24 protein-coding genes are annotated in these 26,223 nt (G+C 64.3%); 12 read left to right on the top strand and 12 right to left on the bottom strand.

Features of this window, described 5'->3' with window-relative positions; translation table 11 throughout:
* The first annotated feature begins 170 nt into the window (after positions 1-170).
* Positions 171-1,025 carry a bifunctional methylenetetrahydrofolate dehydrogenase/methenyltetrahydrofolate cyclohydrolase FolD gene (folD, locus tag JLK41_RS10935; RefSeq protein WP_037053043.1) on the top strand — a complete coding sequence of 285 codons (855 nt, stop codon included), beginning with the start codon at positions 171-173 and terminating at the stop codon, positions 1,023-1,025.
* Between the two features lie 84 nt (positions 1,026-1,109).
* Here the strand turns inward: folD and JLK41_RS10930 are convergent, their stop codons facing one another.
* Genes JLK41_RS10930 through JLK41_RS10905 form a run of 6 tightly spaced genes read right to left on the bottom strand, consistent with a single transcriptional unit; the run spans position 1,110 to position 7,047 of the window.
* Entirely contained in the window at positions 1,110-2,852 is a 1,743-nt protein-coding gene (locus JLK41_RS10930) for an ABC transporter substrate-binding protein (protein WP_037053052.1), read from the bottom strand.
* 50 nt (positions 2,853-2,902) lie between these two features.
* On the bottom strand, positions 2,903-3,175 hold the full coding sequence (locus tag JLK41_RS10925; RefSeq protein WP_037053054.1) for a DUF2160 domain-containing protein: 273 nt from the start codon (positions 3,173-3,175) through the stop codon (positions 2,903-2,905).
* An 11-nt stretch (positions 3,176-3,186) separates the two neighbouring features.
* Positions 3,187-3,987, bottom strand: coding sequence for a carbohydrate ABC transporter permease (locus JLK41_RS10920; protein WP_037053055.1), 801 nt, complete (start codon positions 3,985-3,987; stop codon positions 3,187-3,189).
* Between the two features lie 8 nt (positions 3,988-3,995).
* Entirely contained in the window at positions 3,996-4,859 is an 864-nt protein-coding gene (locus tag JLK41_RS10915) for a carbohydrate ABC transporter permease (RefSeq protein ID WP_037053057.1), read from the bottom strand.
* The gene (locus tag JLK41_RS10910; protein ID WP_210390997.1) at positions 4,856-5,953 is read right to left on the bottom strand and encodes an ABC transporter ATP-binding protein; all 1,098 of its coding nucleotides are present in this window, start codon (positions 5,951-5,953) and stop codon (positions 4,856-4,858) included. Before JLK41_RS10910 ends, JLK41_RS10915 begins: the two co-directional genes overlap by 4 nt.
* Positions 5,953-7,047 (bottom strand): ABC transporter ATP-binding protein, encoded by a 1,095-nt coding sequence (locus JLK41_RS10905; protein ID WP_037053060.1) that lies wholly within the window; start codon positions 7,045-7,047, stop codon positions 5,953-5,955. The genes JLK41_RS10910 and JLK41_RS10905 overlap by 1 nt, the downstream gene beginning before the upstream one ends.
* Positions 7,048-7,327: 280 nt before the next feature.
* On the opposite strand from JLK41_RS10905, the gene JLK41_RS10900 reads away from it, so the two are divergent.
* The gene (locus JLK41_RS10900; RefSeq protein ID WP_210390996.1) at positions 7,328-9,163 is read left to right on the top strand and encodes a sigma-54-dependent Fis family transcriptional regulator; all 1,836 of its coding nucleotides are present in this window, start codon (positions 7,328-7,330) and stop codon (positions 9,161-9,163) included.
* Here the strand turns inward: JLK41_RS10900 and JLK41_RS10895 are convergent.
* Entirely contained in the window at positions 9,153-10,049 is an 897-nt protein-coding gene (locus tag JLK41_RS10895) for a DMT family transporter (RefSeq protein WP_037053062.1), read from the bottom strand. The genes JLK41_RS10900 and JLK41_RS10895 overlap by 11 nt on opposite strands.
* A 134-nt stretch (positions 10,050-10,183) precedes the next feature.
* Between JLK41_RS10895 and JLK41_RS10890 the strand changes: the two genes are divergently transcribed.
* Together JLK41_RS10890 and ampC are read left to right on the top strand one after the other, a co-directional pair.
* Positions 10,184-10,621 (top strand): Lrp/AsnC family transcriptional regulator, encoded by a 438-nt coding sequence (locus JLK41_RS10890; RefSeq protein ID WP_037053063.1) that lies wholly within the window; start codon positions 10,184-10,186, stop codon positions 10,619-10,621.
* 12 nt (positions 10,622-10,633) lie between these two features.
* Positions 10,634-11,770 (top strand): class C beta-lactamase, encoded by a 1,137-nt coding sequence (gene ampC / locus JLK41_RS10885; protein ID WP_210390995.1) that lies wholly within the window; start codon positions 10,634-10,636, stop codon positions 11,768-11,770.
* Between the two features lie 73 nt (positions 11,771-11,843).
* Here the strand turns inward: ampC and JLK41_RS10880 are convergent, their stop codons facing one another.
* Positions 11,844-12,593: a 3-oxoacyl-ACP reductase family protein gene (locus JLK41_RS10880; protein WP_037053065.1), complete on the bottom strand. Its 750-nt coding sequence runs from the start codon at positions 12,591-12,593 to the stop codon at positions 11,844-11,846.
* Positions 12,594-12,711: 118 nt separating this feature from the next.
* On the opposite strand from JLK41_RS10880, the gene JLK41_RS10875 reads away from it, so the two are divergent.
* Positions 12,712-13,671: a LysR family transcriptional regulator gene (locus tag JLK41_RS10875; RefSeq protein WP_210390994.1), complete on the top strand. Its 960-nt coding sequence runs from the start codon at positions 12,712-12,714 to the stop codon at positions 13,669-13,671.
* Positions 13,672-13,714: 43 nt separating this feature from the next.
* On the opposite strand, the gene cysS is transcribed toward JLK41_RS10875, so the two are convergent.
* A complete protein-coding gene (gene cysS / locus JLK41_RS10870) occupies positions 13,715-15,097 on the bottom strand; it encodes a cysteine--tRNA ligase (RefSeq protein WP_037053069.1) in 1,383 nt (460 codons plus the stop codon).
* Between the two features lie 135 nt (positions 15,098-15,232).
* A complete protein-coding gene (locus JLK41_RS10865) occupies positions 15,233-16,897 on the bottom strand; it encodes a glutamine--tRNA ligase/YqeY domain fusion protein (protein WP_037053072.1) in 1,665 nt (554 codons plus the stop codon).
* A gap of 160 nt (positions 16,898-17,057) precedes the next feature.
* Here JLK41_RS10865 and JLK41_RS10860 point away from each other — a divergent pair, with 160 nt between their 5' ends.
* Together JLK41_RS10860 and lpxH are read left to right on the top strand one after the other, a co-directional pair.
* Positions 17,058-17,555, top strand: a complete 498-nt coding sequence (locus tag JLK41_RS10860; protein ID WP_037053074.1) for a peptidylprolyl isomerase — start codon at positions 17,058-17,060, stop codon at positions 17,553-17,555.
* A gap of 4 nt (positions 17,556-17,559) precedes the next feature.
* On the top strand, positions 17,560-18,303 hold the full coding sequence (gene lpxH, locus JLK41_RS10855) for a UDP-2,3-diacylglucosamine diphosphatase (protein ID WP_179554045.1): 744 nt from the start codon (positions 17,560-17,562) through the stop codon (positions 18,301-18,303).
* Positions 18,304-18,477: 174 nt separating this feature from the next.
* Here the strand turns inward: lpxH and JLK41_RS10850 are convergent, their stop codons facing one another.
* The gene (locus tag JLK41_RS10850) at positions 18,478-19,131 is read right to left on the bottom strand and encodes a MiaE family protein (RefSeq protein ID WP_210390993.1); all 654 of its coding nucleotides are present in this window, start codon (positions 19,129-19,131) and stop codon (positions 18,478-18,480) included.
* A gap of 157 nt (positions 19,132-19,288) precedes the next feature.
* Here JLK41_RS10850 and JLK41_RS10845 point away from each other — a divergent pair, with 157 nt between their 5' ends.
* A complete protein-coding gene (locus JLK41_RS10845) occupies positions 19,289-20,152 on the top strand; it encodes a universal stress protein (RefSeq protein WP_210390992.1) in 864 nt (287 codons plus the stop codon).
* Positions 20,153-20,217: 65 nt separating this feature from the next.
* Here JLK41_RS10845 and JLK41_RS10840 read toward each other — a convergent pair whose 3' ends face one another.
* The gene (locus tag JLK41_RS10840; protein WP_037053082.1) at positions 20,218-20,694 is read right to left on the bottom strand and encodes a DUF1289 domain-containing protein; all 477 of its coding nucleotides are present in this window, start codon (positions 20,692-20,694) and stop codon (positions 20,218-20,220) included.
* A 404-nt stretch (positions 20,695-21,098) separates the two neighbouring features.
* Between JLK41_RS10840 and acnB the strand changes: the two genes are divergently transcribed.
* The 4 genes from acnB to JLK41_RS10820 all read left to right on the top strand — a co-directional run bounded on the left by acnB (position 21,099) and on the right by JLK41_RS10820 (position 26,085).
* Positions 21,099-23,699, top strand: a complete 2,601-nt coding sequence (gene acnB / locus JLK41_RS10835; RefSeq protein ID WP_134675997.1) for a bifunctional aconitate hydratase 2/2-methylisocitrate dehydratase — start codon at positions 21,099-21,101, stop codon at positions 23,697-23,699.
* Between the two features lie 146 nt (positions 23,700-23,845).
* A complete protein-coding gene (locus JLK41_RS10830) occupies positions 23,846-24,055 on the top strand; it encodes a YgdI/YgdR family lipoprotein (RefSeq protein ID WP_037053086.1) in 210 nt (69 codons plus the stop codon).
* Positions 24,056-24,282: 227 nt separating this feature from the next.
* Complete coding sequence (locus JLK41_RS10825; RefSeq protein ID WP_210390991.1) at positions 24,283-25,488, top strand: CmpA/NrtA family ABC transporter substrate-binding protein; 1,206 nt, start codon at positions 24,283-24,285, stop codon at positions 25,486-25,488.
* A gap of 18 nt (positions 25,489-25,506) precedes the next feature.
* Positions 25,507-26,085 carry an ANTAR domain-containing response regulator gene (locus JLK41_RS10820; RefSeq protein WP_037053090.1) on the top strand — a complete coding sequence of 193 codons (579 nt, stop codon included), beginning with the start codon at positions 25,507-25,509 and terminating at the stop codon, positions 26,083-26,085.
* Positions 26,086-26,223 lie beyond the last annotated feature (138 nt).

Genomic DNA, 26,223 nt, shown 5'->3' with positions numbered 1-26,223 from the left:
AGCGGGGCGAATGTTATAGACGCTTACGCACCTCGTCAACAGAAAAAATCAAAAAAATTCAGCGATATAAAGGAGTTACGCGAAAACGACGGCAGGCGCCTTTGCCCGGGTGAGCACCCATGCGAGAATGCGCGTCCTTTTTTCATCCTTATTAATGGTTAACCAGCGTAATGACCGCACAACTGATCGATGGCAAGGCGATCGCCGCCAGCCTCCGCCAGCAGATTGCCAAACGCGTCGCCGAACGCCGCGAACAAGGCCTTCGCACTCCGGGTCTGGCCGTGATCCTGGTCGGTACCGATCCTGCCTCCCAGGTCTATGTGTCACACAAACGCAAGGATTGCGAGGAAGTCGGCTTCCTCTCGCGCGCCTATGACCTGCCGAGCGACACCAGCCAGGCCGATCTGCTGGCCCTGATCGACGAGCTCAACGACGACCCGGCCATCGACGGTATCCTGGTGCAGTTGCCGCTGCCCGAGCACCTGGACAGCTCGCTGCTGCTCGAGCGCATTCGCCCCGACAAGGATGTGGACGGTTTCCACCCCTACAACATCGGCCGCCTGGCCCAGCGCATGCCGCTGCTGCGCCCCTGCACGCCCAAGGGCATCATGACCCTGCTGGAAAGCACCGGCGTCGACCTCTACGGTCTGCACGCGGTGGTGGTCGGCGCCTCGAACATCGTCGGCCGCCCGATGGCCATGGAGTTGCTGCTGGCCGGTTGCACGGTCACCGTCACCCACCGTTTCACCAAGGACCTCGCCGGCCATGTCGGCCAGGCCGACATCGTCGTGGTCGCCGCCGGCAAGCCGGGGCTGGTCAAGGGCGAGTGGATCAAGCCGGGTGCCATCGTCATCGACGTCGGGATCAACCGCCAGGAAGACGGCAAGCTGGTCGGCGACGTGATCTACGAGACCGCCCTGCCCCGCGCCGGCTGGATCACCCCGGTACCGGGCGGTGTCGGCCCGATGACCCGCGCCGGCCTGCTGGAAAACACCCTGCACGCGGCCGAGCACCTGCATGAGTGATCGCTGCGGCTGAATCGAAAACGGCACCCAAGGGTGCCGTTTTTTTTCGCGGCTGAAACCGCTCCTACAACACAGGCATCGGCCTCACTTGCGCGCCTGCTCCCAGGACTTGAGCAACTCGTCGTAGGCGATGGTTTCGCCCTTGGGCTTCTCGTTGGCCAGCTTGGGCTTGGGTGCACCCGGCTGATCGAACCAGTACTGCGGATCACGCGGCTCGTTCAGCTTAGGCCCGCACTCGCCAAGCACGTTGGAGCGTTCCAGGCGACCGAGCATGGTGTCCTGCGCGGCAGCCAGACCATCGAGCGCCTGCTGTGGCGTCTTGTCGCCACTCGCGGCTTCGGCGATGAACTGCCACCACAGCTGGGCCAGACGCGGATAGTCCGGCACGTTGGTGCCGGTCGGCGTCCACTGCACGCGAGCCGGGCTGCGGTAGAACTCCACCAGACCGCCAAGCTTCGGCGCTATGTCCGTCATGGCCTGCGAGTTGATGTCCGATTCGCGAATCGGGGTCAGGCCGACCAGGGTCTTCTTCAGCGAGACGGTCTTGGAGGTGACGAACTGGGCGTACAGCCAGGCCGCCAGGCGCTGCTTCTCCGGGGTCGACTTGAGGAAGGTCCAAGAACCGGTGTCCTGGTAGCCGAGCTTCATGCCCTCCTCCCAGTACGGTCCCTTCGGCGACGGTGCCATGCGCCATTTCGGCGTGCCGTCCTCGTTGACCACCGGCAGGCCCGGCTTGGTCATGTCGGCGGTGAAGGCGGTGTACCAGAAGATCTGCTGGGCAATGGCGCCCTGCGCCGGCACCGGACCGGCCTCGGAGAAGGTCATGCCCTGGGCTTCCGGCGGTGCGTACTGACGCATCCAGTCGACGTACTTCTGCGTGGCGAACACTGCCGCCGGGCCGTTGGTGTCGCCGCCACGGGCAACGCTGGAGCCCACCGGGCGGCAGCCGTCGACGCGAATGCCCCACTCGTCCACCGGCAGGCCATTGGGCAGGCCCTTGTCGCCGCCGCCAGCCATGGAGAACCAGGCATCGGTGAAGCGCCAGCCCAGCGACGGGTCTTTCTTGCCGTAGTCCATGTGGCCATAGACGCGCTGGCCATCGATCTCCTTGACGTGCTTGGAGAAGAACTCGGCAATGTCTTCATAGGCCGACCAGTTGACCGGCACGCCCAGCTCGTAGCCGTAGATTTCCTTGAACTTGGCCTTGAGTTCCGGGCGCTCGAACCAGTCGGCGCGGAACCAGTAGAGGTTGGCGAACTGCTGATCCGGCAGCTGGTACAGCTTGCCGTCCGGCCCGGTGGTGAAGGACGTGCCGATGAAGTCCTCGAGATCCAGGGTCGGCGAGGTGTAGTCCTTGGCTTCGCCAGCGATCATGTCGCTGATGGCCACCGCCTTGCCGTAGCGCGCATGGGTGCCGATCAGGTCGGAGTCGTTGACCCAGCCGTCGTAGATGTTCTTGTCCGACTGCATCTGCGTCTGCAGTTTCTCGACCACGTCGCCTTCCTGCAGCAGGTCATGGCGCAGCTTGATCCCGGTAATCTCGCTGAACGCCTTGGCCAGCACCTTGGACTCGTACTCGTGGGTGGTGATGGTTTCCGACACCACGCTGATATCCATGCCGCGGAACGGCTCGGCGGCCTTGATGAACCACTGCAGTTCGGCGAGTTGCTGCTCGGGTGTCAGGGTCGAGGGGTTGAACTCCTCGGCGATCCATTTCTTGGCGGCCTCTTCATAGGCATCCGCCCAGGCCGCACCGCTCAAACCGGACAACGCCAGCAAGGCGGCCAACGCCATGCTATGTCGGGTCTTGTTGTTATTGTCGAACATAGAGACCTCCATCTCAGGATATGGGAGAGGCAAACCGGTGGCAGCCCGGCTCAGCCCCAGCGCATGACTGCGCACAACCACAACAGCGATAGCAGTGACGCTATCCACACGCTCCAGTCGGTCACGCCTATCACCAGCAGGTGCAGGTAGGCGCTACCGAGCAGACCGATGAACAACCGGTCACCACGGGTCGTGGCGATCGGCAGAAAGCCCTTGCGTTCCACGCAAGGCCAGCGCAGCTCCACCAGCGTCATGCCGGCCAGCAGCACGGCGATGCCGGCGAAGAACAGCGCAGTCGGTAAAGTCCAGGCCATCCAGCTCATGACGAACCTCCTTACACGCGACCGAGGGCAAAGCCCTTGGCCACATGATTGCGAACGAACCAGATCACCAGCATGCCGGGAATGATGGTCAGCACCCCGGCGGCGGCCAGCACGCCCCAGTCGATCCCCGACGCGGATACCGTACGGGTCATCACCGCGGCGATGGGCTTGGCGTCCACGGATGTCAGGGTGCGCGCCAGCAGCAGCTCGACCCAGGAGAACATGAAGCAGAAGAAAGCCGTGACGCCGATGCCGGAACGGATCAGCGGGATGAAGATCTTCACGAAGAATTTCGGGAAGCTGTAGCCGTCGATATAGGCCGTCTCGTCGATTTCCTTGGGCACGCTGGACATGAACCCTTCCAGGATCCACACCGCCAGCGGCACGTTGAACAGGCAGTGCGCCAGCGCCACGGCGATATGGGTATCGAACAGGCCGATGGACGAATACAGCTGGAAGAACGGCAGCAGGAACACCGCCGGCGGCGCCATGCGGTTGGTCAGCAGCCAGAAGAACAGGTGCTTGTCGCCGAGGAAGCGGTAGCGCGAGAAGGCATAGGCCGCCGGCAGCGCCACGCTGAGCGAGATCAGGGTGTTGAGGCTGACGTAGTACAGCGAGTTGAGATAGCCCTCGTACCAGCTGCGATCGGTGAAGATCACCCGGTAGTTTTCCAGGGTGAAATGCTGCGGCCACAGGCTCAGGCCACCGAGAATCTCGGTGTTGCTCTTGAACGACATGTTCAGCAGCCAGTAGATCGGCACCAGCAGGAAGAGGAAGTAGATCAGCAGAGCCAGGCGTTTGCGTAGCATCATGGTCGGCCTCAGCGATTCTTGTCGTCGTGGGTCATGGCGGTATAGAACAGCCAGGACACCAGCAGGATGATCAGGAAGTAGACCAGCGAGAACGCCGCCGCCGGGCCCAGGTCGAACTGACCGATGGCCATCTGCGTCAGGGTCTGGCTGAGGAAGGTGGTGGCGTTGCCCGGGCCGCCCCCGGTCAGCACGAACGGCTCGGTGTAGATCATGAAGCTATCCATGAAACGCAGCATCACCGCGATCAGCAGCACGCTCTTCAGCTTGGGCAGCTGGATATGGCGGAACACTGCCCAGTTCGACGCACGGTCGATGCGCGCCGCCTGATAGTAGACGTCGGGTATCGCCCGCAGCCCCGAGTAGCACAGCAGCGCCACCAGCGACGTCCAGTGCCAGACGTCCATGATCAGCACCGTCACCCAGGCATCCATGGTGTTGGCGGCATAGTTGTAGCTGAGGCCCAGCTTGTTCAGTGCCCAGCCCATCAGGCCGATGTCGGCACGGCCGAAGATCTGCCAGATGGTGCCCACTACGTTCCATGGAATCAGCAGCGGGATGGCCATCAGGATCAGGCACAGCGACGCCCAGCGCCCGCGGGTCGGCATGCACAGGGCGATGGCGATGCCCAGCGGAATCTCGATCAGCAGCACGCAGGCGGAGAAGATGAACTGGCGCAGCAGCGAGTCGTGCAGGCGCGGGTCCTGCAACACCTGGCGATACCAGTCGACGCCGACGAAGTAGCGCGTGGCCGGATCGAAGATGTCCTGCACCGAGTAGTTGACCACCGTCATCATCGGCACGATGGCACTGAAGGCCACCAGCAGGAACACCGGCAGGACCAGCCACCAGGCCTTGTTGTTCTGTACCTTCATGGCGCCACCTCCACCAGGTAGTCATCGGCATAGAGCATCAGCCACTGCGCCGGAAAGCTCAGGTAGACCTGTTCGCGTGGCACCGGCTGGTCCTCCTGCAGGCGTGCCTTGAGCACCTGGCCGTCGAGGTCGAAGGTAAGGATCTTGTAGGTGCCGAGGTCCTCGACGTGCAGCACGCGCCCGCACAGCGCGTCTTCATAGGCGCCGTCCCAGACATGCACGAACTCGGGGCGGATGCCCACCTGCAGGCGCCTGCCGTCCAGTTCGGCCAGGCGCTGGTTGAGCGCGTCGGAAAGCGGCAGCACGGTATCGGCGAAACGCACGCCACCTTCGCAGCGCTGCACGTCGATCAGGTTCATCCCCGGGCTGCCGATGAAGTAGCCGACGAAGGTGTGTCCGGGGCGCTCGAACAGTTCGCGCGGCGTACCGAACTGGACGATCTGCCCGCCATACATCACCGCGATCTTGTCGGCGAAGGTGGAAGCCTCCAGCTGGTCGTGGGTGACGTAGACCATGGTGATGTTGAACTGCTCGTGGATCTGCTTGAGCTTGCGCCGCAGCTTCCACTTCAGGTGCGGGTCGATCACCGTCAGCGGCTCGTCGAAGAGAATCGCCGATACGTCGTCACGCACCAGGCCACGCCCCATGGATACCTTCTGCTTCTCGTCGGCGGTGAGGTTGCGCGCCTTCTTGCGCAGCAGCGGATGGAGTTCGAGCACCTCCGCGATCTCATGCACCTTGCTGGTGATGCGCGCCTCGTCCATGCCCTGGTTACGCAGCGGGAAGGCCAGGTTGTCGAACACCGTCATGGTGTCGTAGACCACCGGGAACTGGAACACCTGGGCAATGTTGCGCTGCTGCGGCGACAGTGCGTTGACCGCCTTGCCGTCGAACTGCACCTCGCCCTGGGACGGGCTGAGCAGGCCGGAGATGATGTTGAGCAGGGTCGACTTGCCGCAGCCCGAGGGGCCCAGCAGCGCGTAGGCACCGCCCTGCTGCCAGATGTGGTTCATCTCGCGGATCGCATAATCCTCCGGCGCCTTCGGCGCACCGCTGTAGCTGTGCGCGAGGTTGTGCATACGAATCTCGGCCATCAGGCAGCCCTCCCCTGGCGACGACTGGGTGCCTGGACCAATTGCCCATCGGCGGCAAAGACGAACAGCTTATGGGTCGGGATGTAGATGAGTATCGGCGTATCCACCGCGTACTCGTGCACGCCCGGCAGGTGCAGTACCAGCACGAACTGTTCGTTGCGCACGTGCAGGAAGGTTTCCGAGCCACTGATCTCGGCCAGCTCCACGGTGACCGCCAGTTCCAGGTCATCGTCGTTCGACGGCACCAGGCCAATATGGCTCGGGCGCACGCCGAAACGGTACTCGCCTTCGGCGATGTCGCGCAGGTCCTGATTGAGCGGAAAGTGCACGCAGTCGGCAAAGCTCACCTCGCTGCCGCTGATCCGCCCCGGCATCAGGTTGATCGCCGGCTCGGAGAACAGCTCGGCGGCCAGCACCTGCTGCGGACGGTGATAGACATCGGCGGTCTTGCCACTCTGCACCACCCGCCCCTCGTGCAGGATGGTGGTGGTGCCACCGAGGGCCAGCGCCTCGTTCGGCTCGGTGGTGGCGTAGATGGCGATGGTGTGGCGCGCTTGGAACAGCTCGCGCATTTCCTGGCGCAACTCCTCGCGCAGCTTGTAGTCGAGGTTGACCAGGGGCTCGTCGAAGAGGATCAGCGACGCGTCCTTGACCAGCGCCCGCGCCATGGCCGTGCGCTGCTGCTGACCACCAGACAGTTCCAGTGGGTAGCGTGACAGCAGGTTGTCGATGCGCAGCATGCGCGCCGTGCTCTCGACCTTGTCGGCGATCAGCTCCCTGGCCATTCCGGCCTGGCGCAGCGGCGACGCGATGTTCTCGAACACCGTCAGGGTCGGGTAGTTGATGAACTGCTGATAGACCATCGACACGTTGCGCTGACGCACCGGGACGCCGGTGACATCGGCGCCGTTCATCAGCACGCGGCCGCTGCTGGGTCGATCCAGGCCGGCCATCAGGCGCATCAGGCTGGTCTTGCCGGCCAGGGTGCGGCCCAGCAGGACGTTGAAAGAGCCGGGTTCGAAACTCAGGCAGGCATCATCGATATGCACCTGGCCGTCGACGATACGGGTGACGTGTTCGAGCTTGAGCGACATGGCCTGTCCTTTTTCTTGTCGTGCCATTCGATTACGAACACCTTAGCGACAAGCATGCCAGGGCCGAAAAACATCAACTATCCATTTGATAAACAAGAAAAAAAGCGAAATTTCTGGAAAGCTCATCGCGACCTGACTGAACAGCTTTGCACAAGCGGATGTGAACAACTGAACAGTTCGACTGTTGACTTTGAACAGTTTTGAACAAGACTGGACGGACGCGACGCAGGTCGCGAGCACATCGCGGCGCAGATCGCGAACCTACAAGAAGAGAGCGTCCATGACAGAAGCTGCCCGCGCGCAGGCGCACGACACCATCATCGAGCAATCCTGGTCGCGCTGCCGTGACTACGGCCTGACCCACCAGAGTCCGCCCTGCTTCGACCCGCCCCCTCCCGGTGAACTCTCGGCCCTGCTGGAGAGCCGCCAGGCGCTGGTACAGACCACCCACCAGGAAGTGCTGCCCTACTACGGCACCATCCTGGCCAACTCCAACTGCCTGATCATGCTCGCCGACGAGCAGGGCCGGCTGTTGCAGTCCTGGGGCGACCAGCGCTTCATCGAACCGCGCCAGGCCGCGGGCTTCGTCGCCGGCGCCAGCTGGCTGGAGCGCTACACCGGCACCAATGCCATCGGCACCGCGCTCAGCTGCGGCCAGGCCGTGCACATCCAGCACGACGAGCACTTCCTCAAGGCCAACCGCTTCATGACCGGCTCGGCCTCACCGATCTTCGACGAACAGCGACGCATGGTCGCCGTGCTCGACGTGTCCAGCGACAGCTACCTGCCGCCCGCGCACACCCTTGGCATGGTCAAGATGATGAGCCAGTCGGTGGAGAACCGCCTGATCCTCAAGCTGTTCGCCGAGCAGTACCACCTGCTCAGCTTCAATACCAGCCTGGACAACCTCGACAGCCCCTGGGCCGGGCTGGTGGTGTTCGACGAGCAGGGCCACGTGGTCTCGGCGAACCGCCGCGCTGACAACCTGCTCGGGCAACCCCTTGCCTACTGCGCCATCGAGCAGCTGTTCGACGTGCCGCTGCAGCAGTTGCTCAACCAGCCGGACAACCTGCCCTTCAACCTGCGCACCAGCGGCCACTTTCGCTTCCACGCGCGGGTGCGCCGCCCTACCCGGCCAGCCCCCGTTCAACCCCGCGACTTCCGCCCGCCGCTGACCAGCCGCAGCGAGCAGGAGCCGCCCCTGCACGCGCTCAACCTGGGCGACGCCAGGGTGGACAAGGCCATTCGCCAGGCCGAGCGCCTGCTGGAGAAGGACATCCCGATTCTGGTGCAGGGTGAAACCGGCGCCGGCAAGGAGGTCTTCGTCAAGGCCCTGCACCGCTCCAGCTCACGCGCCAGCCAGGCGTTCATCGCGGTCAACTGCGCCGCCATCCCGGCGGAGCTGGTGGAGTCGGAGCTGTTCGGCTACGAGAAAGGCGCCTTCACCGGCGCCAGCCAGAAGGGCCATATCGGCCTGATCCGCAAGGCGCACAAGGGCACGCTGTTTCTCGACGAAATCGGCGACATGCCGCTGCGCGTCCAGGCCCGATTGCTGCGCGTCCTGCAGGAACGCTGCGTGCAGCCGCTGGGCAGCAGCGAGTTGCACCCGGTGGACGTGCGCCTGATCTCCGCGACCAACCGCCCGTTGCGCCAGGACATCGACAATGGCCAGTTTCGCGCCGACCTCTACTACCGCATCAGCGGCCTGAACCTGGAGCTGCCGCCGCTGCGCGAACGCACCGACAAGGCGGCCCTGTTCCAGAAGCTCTGGGAACAGCACCGCGAACCCAGGCAGTGGGCGGGGCTCAGTCGCGAGGTACTCGAACTGTTCCAGCGCCACCCCTGGCCGGGCAACCTGCGCCAGCTCAGCAGCGTGCTGCGCGTCGCGCTGGCCATGGCCGACGACCAGCCGATTCGCGCCGAACACCTGCCGGACGACTTTTTCACCGACCTGCCCGGCGCGGCGCAGCAGCCGTCACTGCCCGTGGCAGACAGCGACGACCTGGCCAGCCAGTACCAGGCCTGCGGCGGCAATATCTCCTACCTGGCGCGCCACCTCGGCCTGAGCCGCAACACCCTGTACAAGCGCCTGCGTGAACAGGGCGTCAGGCCTTGATCACGCGCCGCACCCAGACAGCCGGCCGCCATCCGCGCTGCATGCCCGCCGCCGCCAGCAGGATGGCCGCGACACCGAACCACTGCAGCGGGCTCAGCCAGTGGTCGAAGGCCAGCCAGTCGACCAGAATCGCCGCCACCGGGTAGATGAATGACAGTGCGCCGGTCACCGCCGTCGGCAGTTTCTGGATCGCGCCATACAGCAGCAGGTACATCAACCCGGTATGCACCAGCCCCAAGGCCAGCAGGCTGGCCCAGGCGACTTCGCCCTGCGGCAGTTCACGCCCCATCAGCGGCGCCAGCAGGATCACCCCGGTCACCAGCTGGATCAGCGCGATCAGGTGCGGTGGCGTGTCGCTGAGGCGTTTGACGATCAATGCGGCGATCGCATAGAGCAGCGCCGCCCCCAGCGCCAACCCGATGCCCATCAGGTAGTTGGCGCCGGCCACGGCACCCCGGCCATGGGCACTGACGATGGCCAGCATGCCGACGAACGCCAGGGCCAGCCAGGCGAGCTTGAGCCAGGTCAGGCGCTCGCCGAGAAACAGTGCCGCCAGCCCCACCAGCATGAACGGCTGAACGTTGTACACCACCGTGCTGACGGCGATGGAGGCCTGCGCGTAGGAGGCGAACAACAGCAGCCAGTTGCCGACGATGGCCACGCCGCTGAGCACGCCCAGCAGCAGCACGCGTCGCCCGAGCAGCTCGGCGCGCAACAGACCGAGCGCGGCGCAGACCAGCAGCAACGTGCCGCCACCGATCAGGCAGCGCCAGAACACCACGTCCACCACCGCCTGGCCGGAGAGCAGCACGAACCAGCCGATGGTGCCGGAAATCAGCATGGCGGCGATCATTTCCAGCGAGCCACGCTTGAGCTTGTCGTCCACGGGTCGATCCTCATTGAAATGAGCTGCCATTATGCGAAGGTGCAACTTCTCGCTCCATGGAGAATCTGAGGCAGAATCCAGCCCTCACCTTTTTTACAACGGCAGATTCCGGCTTTTACCTAACGAGGCCTGCAATGACCGATGAAATCGACCAGACCCTGATCGCCGCGTTGATGGCCGACTCGCGGCGTTCGCTGAAAGCACTGGCACAGCTCAGTGGCCTGTCCTCCCCCAGCGTGGCCGAACGCCTGCGCCGCCTGGAGGAGCGCGGCGTGCTGAGGGGCTACACCGTGGAGATCGACCCACGGCATTTCGGCTACCAGTTGCAGGCCATCGTTCGCGTCAGGCCGCTGCCCGGCAAACTGCACGAAGTCGAACGACTGATCCAGGCCACCCCCGAATTCACCGAATGCGACAAGGTCACCGGCGAGGATTGTTTCATCGCGCGCCTGCACGTGCGCTCCATGGAACAGCTGGACGAGGTGCTCGATCGCCTCAACGGCCATGCCGAAACCAACACCGCCATCGTCAAGAAGACCTCGGTCCCGCGCCGATTGCCACCGATGAACTGACAAGGAACGCTCATGCCCTCCTCCCTACGCCCCCTGCTCGCCGCACTCGGCCTCTGCCTGGCCAGCCAGAACGCGCTCGCCGAACTGCGCCCGGCCGTCGACGCTGCCGTGAAACCCGTGATGCAGGCCTACGCCATCCCCGGCATGGCCATCGCCATCAGCCACAAGGGGCAGCAGCACTTCTTCGACTATGGCGTCGCCTCCCGCGAAAGCGGCCAGGCCGTGGATCGTCACACGCTGTTCGAGCTGGGCTCGATCAGCAAACTGTTCACCGCCACCCTCGGCGCCTACGCGCAGGCGCGTGGCACCCTGAACCTCAGTGACAACGCCAGCCAGTACCTGCCAGCCCTGCAAGGCAGCGCATTCGACCATATCAGCCTGCTGGACCTGGCGACCTACCGCGCCGGCGGCCTGCCGCTGCAGTTCCCGGACGCGGTAGACGACGAGCGTCAGATGCTCGACTACTACCGCAACTGGCAGGCCGTCTATCCGGCCGGCACCCGTCGCCTGTATTCCAACCCGAGCATCGGCCTGTTCGGCCACCTGGCGGCGGCCAGCCTGGCCGAACCCTTCCAGCAGGTGATGGAGCAGGACCTGCTGCCACGACTGGGCATGCAGGAAAGCTACGTGCAGATACCGGCCGGGCAGATGCAGCACTACGCCTGGGGCTACCGCGACGACAAGGCCATGCGCGTAGGCCCCGGCGCCCTGGATGGCGAAGCCTACGGGTTGAAATCCAGCGCCACCGACATGCTGCGCTTCATCGAGGTCAACCTGCACCCGGATCGCCTGCCCTCGCCGCTGCACCAGGCCGTCAGCGCCACTCATCGCGGCTACTACCAGGTCGGTGACATGACCCAGGCCCTCGGCTGGGAACGCTACGCCTACCCCATCAGCCTGGAACGGCTGCAGGCCGGCAACTCCGCCGACATGGCCCTGCAGCCACATCCCGTCGAGCGTTTCGCCGTGGCCAAGCCTGCCGAAGGCGATCTGCTGCTGAACAAGACCGGCTCGACCAATGGCTTCGGTGCCTACATCCTGCTGCTGCCCGCACGGGACACCGGGCTGGTGATACTCGCCAACCGCAACTACCCCAACGCCGAGCGTGTGCGCCTGGCGCTGCAACTGCTCGAGGCCATTGCACCCTAGCCGGCGCAGCTCGTGAGCCAAACGACGACGCCCGCCGCTGAGGCGACGGGCGTCGTCGATCGAGAAGCTGAGGTCAGGCCGAGAAACCACCGTCGATCGTCAGATTGGCGCCGGTGATGTAGGCCGCTTCGGGGCCTGCCAGGTACGCCACGAAACTGGCGATTTCCTCTGCCTTGCCATAACGCGGCAGGGCCATGGTCTGCTTCAGCGACTCGGCGAAATCACCCTGATCGGGGTTCATGTCGGTATCCACCGGGCCAGGCTGAACGTTGTTGACCGTGATGCCGCGCGGCCCCAGGTCACGGGCCAGCCCCTTGGTGAAGCCGGCCACCGCCGCCTTGCTCAAGGCATAGACGGAGCCACCGGCGAACGGCATGCGCTCGGCGTTGGTGCTGCCGATGGTGATGATCCGCCCGCCCTCGCCCATCACCCGGGCAGCCTCCTGGCTGGCGATCACCACGCTGCGCACGTTCACGTCCAGCGTGCGGTCCAGATCCTCGATGCTGAAGGTTTCGATGGGGGCGACGGCCAGCACACCGGCATTGTTCACCAGAATATCGAGGCCACCGAGACTCTCCAGCGTATGGCGGATGGCGGCACGAATCGCCTGTTCGTCACGACTGTCGGCCTGAATCGCGATGGCGCGGCCACCGGCCGCTTCGATACCGGCCACGACGTCGAGTGCACCCGCAGCAGAGGACACGTAGGTCAGGGCCACTGCAGCGCCTTCCTGCGCCAGGCGCTGGGCGATCGCGGCGCCAATGCCGCGCGAACCACCTTGGATGAATGCGACTTTGCCTTCGAGGGTTTTCTTGATGCTCATGGGAATCTCCTGGAACTGAGGTTTGATTGGGACACGGACTCAGTATTCACCCAGGACTCACAACCAATAAGCCGGCAATTGCTATATTCATTCGATACCAATGGTTTACAGGCGACCCATGGAAACCCTCAGCAGCATCGAGTGTTTCGTCCGCACGGCAGAAGCCGGCAGTTTCGCCGAGGCCGCCAGGCGCCTGGGCCTGACCCCCGCCGCTGTCGGCAAGAACGTTGCACGTCTGGAGTCCAGCCTCGGAGTGCGCCTGTTCCTGCGCAGCACCCGGCGCCTGACGCTGACCGAGGCCGGCGAACGGTTTCTCGCGCAGGTGAGCGGCGGGCTGGCGAGCATCCAGAGCGCGGTGGCCAATCTCGCCAGCAGCCAGGGCCAGCCCGCTGGCCGGCTCAAGGTGAGCATGGGCGTCGCCTTCGGCCGTGATTACATCCTGCCGCACCTGAGCGACTTCCTCGCCCGCTATCCGGCGATCACCCCAGACTGGCACTTCGACAACCGCGCCGTGGACCTGATCGGCGAAGGCTTCGATGCGGCCATCGGCGGCGGCTTCGAGCTACCGCCCGGTGCGATCGCTCGCCAGCTGGCCCCCGCTCATCGGGTGCTGCTGGCCTCGCCAGGCTATCTCGCCAGGCATGCTGTCATTCGGACGCCGGAGGACCTGGCACGGCATGACGGTATCCTGATCCGCTCGCCGCAGACCGGGCGCGTACGCAGCTGGCCCCTGCGCACGGCGGATGAGCGCCAGGCCACCCTGGAGCTGAACCGGCGCATGACCATGAACGACCCCGAGGCCGCCTGTCATGCCGCCCTGCAGGACCTGGGCATCACCCTGGTCAGCACCGTGCACGCGCTGCCCTACCTGCAGCGCGGTGAGCTGCAACGGGTGCTGCCGGACTGGTACGTGGACACCGGCAGCCTGAGCCTCTACTTCAGTGCGCAGAAGCTGCTGCCGGCCAAGACGCGGGGGTTCATCGACTTCATCGTCGAGCGTTTCCGTGAACACCGCTGGGCGCAGCGTTTCGATGCGCGCAACCCCATGGCCGCCACCACGGAGCCCCCCCGAAAATGACGAAGGCCGCTTCACAGCGGCCTTCGTCGTTCAGCGTCGGGGCTTACTCGGCCAAGCGCCAGGTGGTACCGCCCTTGCCGTCTTCCAGTACCACGCCCATGGCGGTGATCTGGTCACGGATGCGGTCGCTTTCCGCCCAGTTCTTCTCGGCACGCGCCTGCAGGCGCGCGGCGATCAGTGCCTCGACCTCGGCCGCATCGACCTTGCCGGCAGCGCCCGCCTGAAGGAAGGCTTCCGGCTCCAGCTGCAGCACGCCCAGCACGGCGGCCAGCTGCTTGAGCTGGGCGGCCAGGCCGGCAGCGGCCTGCACGTCGGATTCGCGCAGGCGGTTGACCTCACGGATCATCTCGAACAGCACCGCACAGGCTTCCGGCGAGTTGAAGTCGTCGTCCATCGCCGCACCGAAGCGCTCGACGAAGGCTTCGCCACCGGCAGGCGCCAGCTCCGGCAGGCCCTTGAGGCCGTTGTAGAAGCGTTCCAGGGCGCCCTTGGCTTCCTTGAGGCTCTCTTCGGAGTAGTTGATCGGGCTGCGGTAATGGCTGGACACCAGCAGATAACGCACCACCTCCGGGTGATACTTCTCCAGCACCTCGCGGATGGTGAAGAAATTGCCCAGGCTCTTGGACATCTTCTCGCCATCGACGCGCACCGCCCCGGCATGCATCCAGGCCTTGGCGTACTGCTTGCCGGTCGCCGCCTCGCTCTGCGCGATCTCGTTCTCGTGGTGCGGGAACACCAGGTCCGGGCCACCGCCGTGGATGTCGAAGGTCTCGCCCAGGCAGCAGGTGGACATCACCGAGCACTCGATGTGCCAGCCCGGACGGCCCTTGCCCCACGGCGAGTCCCAGCTCGGCTCACCCGGCTTGGCGCCTTTCCACAGAACGAAGTCCAGCGGATCTTCCTTGATTTCGTCGACTTCGATGCGCGCACCGATCTTCAGCTCGTCGATCTTGCGCCGCGACAGCTTGCCGTAGGTCTCGAACTTGGTGACGCGGTAGTACACGTCGCCATTGCCCGGCGCATAGGCGAAGCCCTTGTCGATCAGGGTCTGGATCATCTGGTGCATGCCGGCGATATGGCCGGTGGCGCGCGGCTCGATGTCCGGGCGCAGCACGGACAGACGCGCTTCGTCCTCGTGCATCGCGGCGATCATGCGCTCGACCAGCGCCTCGAACGGCTCGCCGTTCTCGTTGGCGCGGCGGATGATCTTGTCGTCGATGTCGGTGATGTTGCGCACGTAGGTCACGTCATAGCCGCGCTGACGCAGCCAGCGGGTGACCACGTCGAAGGCGACCATCACGCGGGCGTGACCGATATGGCAGTAGTCGTACACGGTCATGCCGCACACGTACATACGCACCTGGTTGCCGATCAGCGGCTGGAAGGCGTCCTTGGTCTTGCTCAGGGTGTTGTAAATGCTCAGCATCTTTCTCTAATTCCTCAAGCACGGCTTGCAAGGCAGCGCGCGATGATCAGGCAACGCGGGGCGAGGTGAGGTGAGCAAACGCTTTGCCAACCTCGCATCGACGCTGCCTGATCGAGCGCAGCGATTTGCCAGCCGCTATTGCCCCCAGGAGTCGCGCAGGGTCACGGTACGGTTGAACACCAGGGCATCGGCGGTCGAGTCCTTGTCCAGGCAGAAGTAGCCTTCGCGCTCGAACTGGAAGCGATCGTCGGCAGTAGCCTGGGCCAGCGACGGCTCGGCACGGCAACCGGTGAGCACCACCAGCGAATCAGGGTTGATGTTGTCGAGGAAGCTGCCGCCCTCTTCCGCCTTCTCCGGGTTGGCCGAGCGGAACAGGCGATCGTACAGGCGCACTTCGCAGGCCACGCTCTCGGCTGCCGGCACCCAGTGGATCACGCCCTTGACCTTGCGCCCTTCCGGGTTCTTGCCGAGGGTGTTCTCGTCGTAGGAGCAACGCAGCTCGACGATGTTGCCGGCGGCGTCCTTGACGGCCTCGTCGGCGCGGATCACGTAGCTGCCGCGCAGGCGCACTTCGCCACCGGGGATCAGACGCTTGAAGCCGTCCGGCGGGGTTTCCTCGAAGTCGCTGGCATCGATGTAGATCTCGCGGGAGAACGGCAGCACGCGCACGCCCATATCCTGCTTCGGGTGGCGCGGCAGCTCGAGGTTCTCGACCTGGCCTTCCGGGTAGTTGGTGATCACCACCTTGAGCGGCTTGAGCACGCACATGGCGCGCGCGGCGTTGGCGTCCAGGTCGTCACGAATGGCGAATTCCAGCATGCCGATATCCACCAGGCCGCCGGCACGGTTGACGCCGATCATGTCGCAGAAGGTGCGGATCGACGCCGGGGTGTAACCGCGACGGCGGTAACCGGACAGCGTCGACATGCGCGGGTCGTCCCAGCCATCGACGTGTTTCTCGTCGACGAGCTGCTTGAGCTTGCGCTTGCTGGTGATGGTGTAGTTCAGGTTCAGGCGGGCGAATTCGTACTGACGCGGCGCCGCCGGCACCGGCAGGTTGGCCAGGAACCATTCGTACAGCGGACGGTGATCCTCGAACTCTAGGGTGCAGATCGAGTGCGTCACGCCCTCGATCGCGTCGGACTGACCGTGGGTGAAGTCGTAGCTCGGGTAGATGCACCACTTGTCGCCCGTCTGGTGGTGATGGGCGTGGCGGATGCGATAGAGGATCGGGTCGCGCAGGTTGATGTTCGGCGAGGCCATGTCGATCTTGGCACGCAGCGAACGGGCGCCGTCCGCGAACTCGCCGGCCTTCATGCGGGCGAACAGGTCCAGGTTCTCCTCCACCGAACGCTCACGGAACGGGCTGTTCTTGCCCGGCTCGGTGAGGTTGCCACGGTATTCGCGCATTTCTTCGGCGTTCAGATCGCAGACGAAGGCCTTGCCCGCCTTGATCAGCTCGATGGCCCAGGCATGCAGCTGGTCGAAGTAGTTGGAGGCGTAGCGCTCTTCGCCCGCCCACTTGAAGCCCAGCCACTCGACGTCGGCCTTGATCGCGTCGATGTATTCCTGGTCTTCCTTGGCCGGGTTGGTGTCGTCGAAACGCAGGTTGCACTGGCCGCCGAACTCTTCGGCCAGGCCGAAGTTCAGACAGATGCTCTTGGCATGACCGATGTGCAGGTAGCCGTTGGGCTCCGGCGGAAAGCGGGTCACGATCTGGGCGTGCTTGCCGCTGTCCAGATCGGCCTGGACGATGGGGCGCAGGAAGTTGGCGGCTTTTTCGACGGTGGGCTTGCTCATGGTGTCCTTAACAATACTGGCGCGGCACAGGGTAGGCCGCCTCGGGCAAAGTCCGTATCATAACCAACCTGTCAAGCCCCTGACAGGGTGCATGCCACCCTGACAAGCGCTGTTCATCCACGAGCCGAGCGCTCGAACCTGCCTCATCACGGATACGACCATGATCAAACTGCACACCAACCACGGCGTCATCACCCTGAACCTGTTCGCCGACAAGGCCCCGGAAACCGTGGCCAACTTCGAGCAATACGTGAAGGAAGGCCACTACGACGGCACCATCTTCCACCGTGTGATCGGCAACTTCATGATCCAGGGCGGCGGTTTCGAGCCGGGCATGAAGCAGAAGCCGACCCGTGCACCGATCAAGAACGAAGCCAACAACGGTGTCGCCAACAAGGTCGGCACCGTCGCCATGGCCCGCACCATGGAGCCGCATTCGGCCAGCGCGCAGTTCTTCATCAACGTCGCCGACAACAGCTTCCTCAACCACAGTGCACCGACCGTTCAGGGCTGGGGCTACGCCGTGTTCGGTGAAGTGGTCGAAGGCATGGACGTGGTCGAGAAGATCAAGGGCGTCTCCACCACCATGAAAGCCGGCCACCAGGACGTACCGGTCGACGACGTGATCATCGAAAAGGCCGAAGTCGTAGCCGAGTAAGTCGATGATCCTGCTGATCTCCGATCTGCACCTCGAAGAGAAACGCCCGGACATCACCCGGGCGTTTCTGCATTTTCTCGCCACGCGCGCGCGCCAGGCCGAAGCGCTGTACATCCTCGGCGACTTCTTCGAGGTCTGGATCGGCGACGACGGCATGTCGCCCTTCCAGCATGAGATCGCCCGCGCCCTGCGCGAGCTGAGCGATGCCGGCACGCGCATCCATCTGATGCACGGCAACCGCGACTTTCTCATCGGCAAGGCATTCTGCCGCGAGGCCGGCTGCACACTGCTCCGCGATCCCTGCACGGTGCAGCTGGGCGGTGAACGCGTACTGCTGATGCACGGCGACAGCCTGTGCACTCTGGATGTCGGCTACATGAAGCTGCGGCGCTGGCTGCGCAACCCGCTGTCACTGCTGATCCTGCGCAACCTGCCGCTCGCCACCCGGCAGAAGCTGGCACGCAAGCTGCGCAACGAAAGCCGCGCGCAAACGCGGATGAAGGCCAGTGAGATCGTCGACGTCACGCCGCAGGAAGTGCTCAGGGTCATGGCCGCGCATGGCGTGCGCACGCTGATCCATGGCCACACCCATCGCCCGGCCGTGCATGAGCTGGAAGTGAACGGCCAGCCGGCACGGCGCATCGTGCTGGGCGACTGGGATCGCCAAGGCTGGGCGCTGCAGATCGATGACGAGGGCTTCAACCAGGCGCCGTTCGAGCTTGCTCCCGCAAACGCCTGCGAGCCGTAGCCATACAATCCTGTAGGAGCGGCTTCAGCCGCGAAAGCGATGTAGGGCGGGTGAAACCCGCCATCTCCCTCACGGCGGGTTTCACCCGCCCTACCCAGCCAAACGCCTCCAAACCGTAGCCCGTACAAATTCGTAGGAGCGGCTCAATCTGAGGTCGCCACCGCCGCCGCGGCCTTATGCCGGTACACCACTGTGGAAACGGAACTGCTCGTCCGGCATGGTGATCAGTTCCTGCTCCACGGCCCTCACCACCTCGATGCGCGCATCGACATCGGTCGCATCGCCGTACAGGTAAGCGAGCTTGAGATAGCCCCGGTAGTGGCGCCCTTCGCTTTCCAGCAGCCCGGCGTAGAACTTGGCCAGCTCGGCGTCCAGACGCGGCACCAGCGCGGCGAAGCGCTCGCACGAGCGCGCCTCGATGAAGGCGCCCACCACCAGCACGTCCACCAGCCGCTCGACTTCGCCATTGCGCAGCAGCGCACGCAGGCCGGCGGCGTAGCGCGAGGCCGATACGTGGCGAATCTCGATACCCCGGCCGCGAATGATCTTGCTCACCTGCTCGAAGTGCACCAGCTCCTCACGGGCCAAACGCGACATTCTCGCGGTCAATTCGGTCTTGGTTAGGTAGCGTCCCATGAGGCTCAGGGCTGTCTGTGCGGCCTTGTACTCCAGGTTGCGGTGATCGAGCAGCAGGATTTCCTGCTGACGCAAGGCCTCGTCCAGCCAGGCATCCGGGGTGGCGACGCCGCCAAGAAAGCCGAGAATTTCCTGCAGGATCGACACAGGTTCTTCGCCGTTACTCGGAATATGCTCGGCATTTGACATCATATTTGAAGCGCTCATGGTGCTGGCGAGGTTGAAAATGGCGGGCCATTATACGAGTGACAGGCCCGTCGACCAGCACAGCGTTGATACAGGTCAACGAGCGGCTGAAGCCGGCGCACCTATAGTTGGATAAGCGCTATTCATTCTCAGGGAGACGACCATGCAAGCGATTCGCAGTATTCTGGTGGTGATGGAGCCCCAACACCCGGAAGGCCTGGCACTGAAGCGGGCCAGACTGATAGCTGGAGTCACCCAGTCGCATCTGCACCTGCTGGTGTGCGACAAGAAGGGCGATCACAGCGCCTGGCTCAACGACCTCAGCAGCGGCCTCGCCCAGGAGGGCTTCAGCGTCTCCACCCAGCAGTCCTGGCACGACAACCTGCACCAGACCATCATCACCGTGCAGCAGGCCGAAGGCTGCAACCTGGTGGTCAAGCAGCACCTGCCGGACAACCCCCTGAAGAAAGCCCTGCTCACCCCCGAGGACTGGAAGCTCCTGCGCTACTGTCCGGGGCCGGTGCTGATGGTCAAGACCGACCGCCCATGGACTGGCGGCAGCATCCTCGCCGCCGTGGATGTAGGCAATGCCGATGGCGAGCATCGCACCCTGCATGCCGGCATCATCAGCCACGGCTACGATATCGCCGGGCTGGCCAAGGGCACCCTGCACGTCATCACCGCCCACCCGACGCCCATGCTGTCCGCCGTCGACCCGACCTTCCAGCTGAAAGAAACCATCGAGGCGCGCTACCGCGAGCAATGCCGCAGCTTCCAGGCCGAGTACGACATCAGCGACGAACGCCTGCACGTGGTCGAGGGCCCTGCCGACGTGGTGATCCCGCAAATGGCTCACCGCCTCGGCGCCGCCGTCACGGTGATCGGCACGGTGGCGCGCACGGGGCTCTCCGGCGCCCTGATCGGCAACACGGCCGAGGTGGTGCTCGATGCACTGGAAAGCGATGTCCTGGTGCTCAAGCCGGATGAGGTGATCGCCCACCTCGAAGAACTGGTGGCGCAGCGCTGAAGCTGCCTCCGAAATGAAAATGCCGCTCGAGGTCGAGCGGCATTTTTGTATCTGCCGGTGTCGGGCTAGACCCGTACTTCCAGGCCTTCGCGCAGGAATTTCGGAGCGATGTAGCGCTCGTAGTGCGCCTCGGACAGGAGGAAGAACTCGCGGTCGATGGCATCGCGCAGCTCGGGCAGGCCCCAGTCGCGAAACTCCGGGAGCAGCACCATGCCGTAAGCCTCCAGCTGATTGATCATGCGCGCGCCGCGCGCGATCAGCTGATACGCCCAGCAATAGGGCGACTGCTGCGGCACGAAGCGGATCTGCCGCTGCTCCAGCTGGCTCCGCAGGCGCTGCTCGTCGAACACCTCCAGCTTGGCCGCCATCACCTGCACCAGCAGGACTTCCAGGCGCGTCCAGACGGCGCGCTTCTCCTCGTCGCCGTAGCTGTTCCAGTTGATCACCTCGTGGTGGAAGCGCTTGCAACCGCGGCAGACCACATCGCCATAGACGGTCGAACACAAGCCTACACAAGGCGTCTTGATGCGCTGATTGGACATGGCAAAGCAATATAGACAGCAGAACGGCCGAGCATCTTAGCCCTTTGTCTAATCCAGATCACCCCTACCAATACGGGGACGTCGGCTTAACTTTGTCCGCGCTTTCCAGTAGAATCGGCCCGCCTTTTACGGCGCCAATGTCCGTTGGAAGCTGTTTTCAAAGCGTCACGAGCACAGTCGATCCTGCAGGTACGATGGCGACGCAGCCGCTCGAAGTCCCCCCGAGCGTCTGCGTCAGCCCTCATCAGAACCCGTCCTGCCGGCGTAAAACTTTGAAAGCAGCTTCTACAAGAGACTCATGCAATCTCGGCTGATCGGCTCATAAAGTCGAAAAGCGCCTGGTTCGTGAGTATCTGGATCGCGTCCCGGACAACCCTTTGGGACCACTGATGAGGGTAATAACTGTGCTTGAAGCCTATCGCAAACACGTAGCAGAGCGTGCCGCTCAGGGTATCGTGCCCCAGCCGCTGAACGCCGAACAAACCGCAGGCCTGGTCGAGCTGCTGAAAAACCCGCCGGCTGGCGAAGAAGAATTCCTCGTAGACCTGATCACCAACCGCGTGCCGCCAGGCGTGGACGAAGCCGCCTACGTCAAGGCCGGTTTCCTCTCTGCCGTTGCCAAGGGCGAAGCCACTTCCCCGCTGATCAGCAAGCAGCGCGCCGCTGAACTGCTGGGCACCATGCAGGGCGGCTACAACATCGCCACCCTGGTCGACCTGCTGGACGATGCCGCCCTCGGCACCGTTGCCGCCGAGCAGCTCAAGCACACCCTGCTGATGTTCGACGCCTTCCACGACGTCGCCGAGAAAGCCAAGGCCGGCAATGCCAACGCCAAGGCCGTGCTGCAGTCCTGGGCCGATGGCGAGTGGTTCACCAACAAGCCGGCCATCGCCGAGAAATACAGCCTGGCCGTGTTCAAGGTCCCGGGCGAAACCAACACCGACGACCTGTCCCCTGCCCCGGACGCCTGGTCGCGCCCCGACATCCCGCTGCACGCCCTGGCCATGCTGAAAATGGCCCGCGACGGCATCGTGCCGGAGCAGCAAGGCGCCATCGGCCCGCTGAAGCAGATCGAAGAGATCAAGGCCAAGGGCTTCCCGGTCGCCTACGTCGGTGACGTGGTCGGTACCGGTTCGTCCCGCAAGTCCGCCACCAACTCGGTGCTGTGGTTCTTCGGCGACGACATCCCTTACGTTCCGAACAAGCGTGCCGGCGGTTTCTGCTTCGGCACCAAGATCGCTCCGATCTTCTACAACACCATGGAAGATGCCGGCGCCCTGCCGATCGAGTTCGATGTCTCGAACATCAACATGGGCGACGTGATCGATGTCTACCCGTACGCTGGCAAGGTCTGCAAGCACGGCACCGACGACGTCATCACCACCTTCGAACTGAAGACCCCGGTGCTGCTCGACGAAGTCCGCGCTGGCGGCCGTATCCCGCTGATCGTCGGCCGTGGCCTGACCGAGAAGGCGCGTGCCGAGCTGGGCCTGGGCGCTTCCGAGCTGTTCAAGAAGCCGGAGCAACCGGCTGACAGCGGCAAGGGCTTCACCCTGGCGCAGAAGATGGTCGGCAAGGCCTGCGGCGTCGAAGGCGTGCGTCCGGGCACCTACTGCGAACCGAAGATGACCACCGTCGGTTCCCAGGACACCACCGGCCCAATGACCCGCGACGAGCTGAAAGACCTGGCTTGCCTGGGCTTCTCCGCTGACCTGGTGATGCAGTCCTTCTGCCACACTGCGGCCTATCCGAAGCCGATCGACGTCACCACCCACCACACCCTGCCGGATTTCATCCGCACCCGTGGCGGTGTGTCCCTGCGTCCGGGCGACGGCATCATCCACAGCTGGCTGAACCGCATGCTGCTGCCTGACACCGTCGGCACCGGTGGCGATTCGCACACCCGTTTCCCGATCGGCATCAGCTTCCCGGCCGGTTCCGGCCTGGTGGCCTTCGCCGCCGCCACCGGCGTCATGCCGCTGGACATGCCGGAATCCGTTCTGGTGCGTTTCAAGGGCAAGATGCAACCGGGTATCACCCTGCGTGACCTGGTCCATGCAATCCCTTACTACGCCATCCAGAAAGGCCTGCTGACCGTCGAGAAGAAAGGCAAGAAGAACATCTTCTCCGGCCGCATCCTCGAGATCGAAGGCCTGGACAACCTGACCGTCGAGCAGGCGTTCGAGCTGTCCGACGCCTCCGCCGAGCGTTCGGCCGCCGGCTGCACCATCAAACTGCCGGAAGCGGCCATCGCCGAATACCTGCAGTCCAACATCACCCTGCTGCGCTGGATGATCAGCGAAGGCTACGGCGATGCCCGTACCCTGGAGCGTCGTGCCCAGGCGATGGAAGCCTGGCTGGCCAACCCGGTGCTGATGGAAGCCGACAAGGACGCCGAGTACTCGGAAATCATCGAGATCGACCTGGCCGAGCTCAACGAGCCGGTACTGTGCGCCCCGAACGATCCGGACGACGCCCGCCTGCTGTCCACCGTGGCCGGCGACAAGATCGACGAAGTGTTCATCGGTTCGTGCATGACCAACATCGGTCACTTCCGCGCTGCCGGCAAGCTGCTGGACAAGGTCAAGGGCGGCATCCCGACTCGTCTGTGGCTGTCGCCGCCGACCAAGATGGATGCCCACCAGCTGACCGAGGAAGGCTACTACGGCATCTACGGCAAGGCCGGCGCGCGCATGGAAATGCCGGGCTGCTCGCTGTGCATGGGTAACCAGGCTCGCGTCGCTGCCAACTCCACCGTGGTCTCGACCTCCACTCGTAACTTCCCGAACCGTCTGGGCGATGGCGCCAACGTGTACCTGGCCTCTGCCGAACTGGCTGCGGTCGCTTCGATTCTCGGCAAGCTGCCGACCGTCGAGGAGTACATGGCCTACGCGAAGGACATCGACAGCATGGCTGGCGACATCTACCGCTACCTGAGCTTCGACCAGATCGCAGACTTCCGTGAAGCTGCGGCCAACGCCCAGATCCCGGTCGTTCAGGCCTGATCCCAGCGTTGTGACAATAGCCCCGCCCAGTGCGGGGCTTTTTCATGGGCGCCGGAAAGGACCTTTTGCCGCACTGTCTTGCAGACGTTACGGCAGCAGCTAATGTCATTTGTGGGGATTCCCCCGCAACCTTTCAGGAGCACATCATGAAGCCATGGATCATCGTAGCCCTGTGCCTTTTCGGACTGGTCGGCTGCGCCAGCGAGTACATCATCACGACCACTGACGGCCAGATGCTCACCAGCGATGGCAAGCCCAAGCTTGACTCCGATACCGGCATGCTTCAGTTCACCGATAGTGAAGGCCGCAAGCAACAGATCCCGCAGACCAGCGTGAAGCAGGTTCTGGAGCGCTGAACGCACTGGCATACCCCTTGCTTCAACCCCATGCAAGCAGCCTTTCCAACGACGGATAGGCTCGATCGACAACGGCGTCGTATCTGATCCGGCCATCCGCGCCGGATCGGGTACGACGTTTTTTTATGGCCAACCATCCCTGCCCACCGTCACCGGTAACGCCATGAGGCGGGCGCGGCGTTCTGATGCACGGCTGCCGTTATTTGCGTGAGCGTTAAGGAAGCGACATGAGCGAACACGACACCCCTCGCGACGACGCCCCGGCCTGGGGCAGCGATGCCCCTGAGAAGAGCGTCCTGAACATCGGCTTCATGGCCCTGAGCGACTCCGCCTCGGTGGTGGTGGCCGCCACTCAGGGCTTCGCCGAGAAGTACGGACTGAGCCTCAGGCTGCATCGCCAGACGTCCTGGGCCAGCCTGCGCGACCGCCTGCTCAGCGGCGAGCTGGATGCCGCGCACAGCCTGTACGGGTTGATCTACGGGGTGCAGCTGGGCCTCGGTGGCGCCCCCGCCACCGACATGGCAGTGCTGATGGGGCTGAACCAGAACGGCCAGAGCATCAACCTGTCGCACAGCCTGCAGGCGGCCGGCGTGACCAACGGCGAGGCACTCAGGCAACACGTGCACCAGCATGAGGCACGCCTGACCTTCGCCCAGACCTTCCCCACCGGCACCCACGCCATGTGGCTCTACTACTGGCTGGCCAGTCAGGGCATCCATCCGCTGCGCGATGTCGACAGCGTGGTGGTCCCGCCGCCACAGATGGTCGAGCACCTCGAAGCGCGGCGCATCGACGGCTTCTGCGTCGGCGAACCCTGGACCGCCAAGGCCGTCGACGAACAGCTGGGCTGCACCGTCACCACCATCCAGGCGATCTGGCCGGACCACCCGGAGAAGGTGCTGGGTTGCACCCGCGCCTTCGTCGAGCAGAACCCCAACACCGCGCGCGCCCTGATCATGGCCGTGCTCGACGCCGCCCGTTTCATCGACGACAACGAAGAGAACAAGCGCAGCACCGCCCAGCTGCTCAGCGGCAGCGAATACGTCAACGCCCCGGTGTCAGCCATCACGCCACGCTTCCTTGGCCAGTATCAGGACGGCCTGGGGCGCACCTGGCAGGACGAGCACCCGCTGCGCTTCCATGCGGGCGGCCTGGTCAACCAGCCCTACCTGTCCGACGCCATGTGGTTCATGACCCAGTTCCGCCGCTGGGGCCTGCTGCGCAGCGACCCGGACTACCTCGGCATCGCCCGCCAGGTGCAGCAACTGGCGCTGTATCGCCAGGCCGCCAGCGCGCTGGGCATTGCCGTACCCGCCGAGATGCGCAGCTCCACGCTTCAGGACGGCACCCGCTGGGACGGCAGCGACCCGGCCGCCTATGCCCGCAGCTTCCACCTCCACGCCCTGGCCGACAGCCCGGCTGCCGCCCTGTAACTGCCCGGAGAGCCATCGATGCTGCGTATCCTGCTGATCAACGACACGCCCAAGAAGGTCGGCCGCCTCAAGACCGCGCTGGTCGAGGCCGGCTTCGAGGTGATCGACGAATCAGGGCTGACCATCGACCTGCCCGAGCGCGTCGAGGCGGTGCGCCCCGACGTCATCCTGATCGACACCGAGTCGCCCGGACGCGACGTCATGGAACAGGTGGTCCTGGTCAGCCGCGACCAGCCACGGCCGATCGTCATGTTCACCGACGAGCACGACCCCGGCGTGATGCGCCAGGCGATCCAGAGCGGTGTCAGCGCCTACATCGTCGAGGGCATCCACGCCCAGCGCCTGCAGCCGATCCTCGACGTCGCCATGGCGCGCTTCGAGAGCGACCAGGCCTTGCGCGCGCAATTGCAGGCCCGCGACGCACAGCTGGCCGAACGCAAGCGCGTGGAGCTGGCCAAGGGCCTGCTGATGAAGATGAAGAGCTGCAACGAAGAGGATGCCTACACCCTGATGCGGCGCCAGGCCATGAGCCGCCAGCAGAAGCTGATCCAGGTCGCCGAACAGATCATCGCCATGCACGACATGCTCGGCGGCTGAGCAACTGTACCGCTGAAACAGTTCACTGTACCGGTACGGACTGTATCAGTCAGGCAACTGTTACAGTCGCCTTCGCCGGCGCCTGTGTATGCCCCGTCCCGCCGGCCTCGGCTAGGGTAGACAACCCCTAGCCGAGGA

This window comes from Ectopseudomonas khazarica, assembly GCF_017915135.1.
Classification (GTDB): Bacteria; Pseudomonadota; Gammaproteobacteria; order Pseudomonadales; family Pseudomonadaceae; genus Aquipseudomonas; species Aquipseudomonas khazarica.
Note: the sequence above shows the minus strand (reverse complement) of the source record. Positions and strands in the feature narration are given on the sequence as shown.

Coding starts and splice junctions, on each gene's coding strand:
- folD (WP_037053043.1), top strand. CDS start 171: ATGACCGCACAACTGATCGATGGCAAGGCGATCGCCGCCAGCCTCCGC.
- JLK41_RS10930 (WP_037053052.1), bottom strand. CDS start 2,852: ATGTTCGACAATAACAACAAGACCCGACATAGCATGGCGTTGGCCGCC.
- JLK41_RS10925 (WP_037053054.1), bottom strand. CDS start 3,175: ATGAGCTGGATGGCCTGGACTTTACCGACTGCGCTGTTCTTCGCCGGC.
- JLK41_RS10920 (WP_037053055.1), bottom strand. CDS start 3,987: ATGATGCTACGCAAACGCCTGGCTCTGCTGATCTACTTCCTCTTCCTG.
- JLK41_RS10915 (WP_037053057.1), bottom strand. CDS start 4,859: ATGAAGGTACAGAACAACAAGGCCTGGTGGCTGGTCCTGCCGGTGTTC.
- JLK41_RS10910 (WP_210390997.1), bottom strand. CDS start 5,953: ATGGCCGAGATTCGTATGCACAACCTCGCGCACAGCTACAGCGGTGCG.
- JLK41_RS10905 (WP_037053060.1), bottom strand. CDS start 7,047: ATGTCGCTCAAGCTCGAACACGTCACCCGTATCGTCGACGGCCAGGTG.
- JLK41_RS10900 (WP_210390996.1), top strand. CDS start 7,328: ATGACAGAAGCTGCCCGCGCGCAGGCGCACGACACCATCATCGAGCAA.
- JLK41_RS10890 (WP_037053063.1), top strand. CDS start 10,184: ATGACCGATGAAATCGACCAGACCCTGATCGCCGCGTTGATGGCCGAC.
- ampC (WP_210390995.1), top strand. CDS start 10,634: ATGCCCTCCTCCCTACGCCCCCTGCTCGCCGCACTCGGCCTCTGCCTG.
- JLK41_RS10880 (WP_037053065.1), bottom strand. CDS start 12,593: ATGAGCATCAAGAAAACCCTCGAAGGCAAAGTCGCATTCATCCAAGGT.
- JLK41_RS10875 (WP_210390994.1), top strand. CDS start 12,712: ATGGAAACCCTCAGCAGCATCGAGTGTTTCGTCCGCACGGCAGAAGCC.
- cysS (WP_037053069.1), bottom strand. CDS start 15,097: ATGCTGAGCATTTACAACACCCTGAGCAAGACCAAGGACGCCTTCCAG.
- JLK41_RS10865 (WP_037053072.1), bottom strand. CDS start 16,897: ATGAGCAAGCCCACCGTCGAAAAAGCCGCCAACTTCCTGCGCCCCATC.
- JLK41_RS10860 (WP_037053074.1), top strand. CDS start 17,058: ATGATCAAACTGCACACCAACCACGGCGTCATCACCCTGAACCTGTTC.
- lpxH (WP_179554045.1), top strand. CDS start 17,560: ATGATCCTGCTGATCTCCGATCTGCACCTCGAAGAGAAACGCCCGGAC.
- JLK41_RS10850 (WP_210390993.1), bottom strand. CDS start 19,131: ATGATGTCAAATGCCGAGCATATTCCGAGTAACGGCGAAGAACCTGTG.
- JLK41_RS10845 (WP_210390992.1), top strand. CDS start 19,289: ATGCAAGCGATTCGCAGTATTCTGGTGGTGATGGAGCCCCAACACCCG.
- JLK41_RS10840 (WP_037053082.1), bottom strand. CDS start 20,694: ATGTCCAATCAGCGCATCAAGACGCCTTGTGTAGGCTTGTGTTCGACC.
- JLK41_RS10830 (WP_037053086.1), top strand. CDS start 23,846: ATGAAGCCATGGATCATCGTAGCCCTGTGCCTTTTCGGACTGGTCGGC.
- JLK41_RS10825 (WP_210390991.1), top strand. CDS start 24,283: ATGAGCGAACACGACACCCCTCGCGACGACGCCCCGGCCTGGGGCAGC.
- JLK41_RS10820 (WP_037053090.1), top strand. CDS start 25,507: ATGCTGCGTATCCTGCTGATCAACGACACGCCCAAGAAGGTCGGCCGC.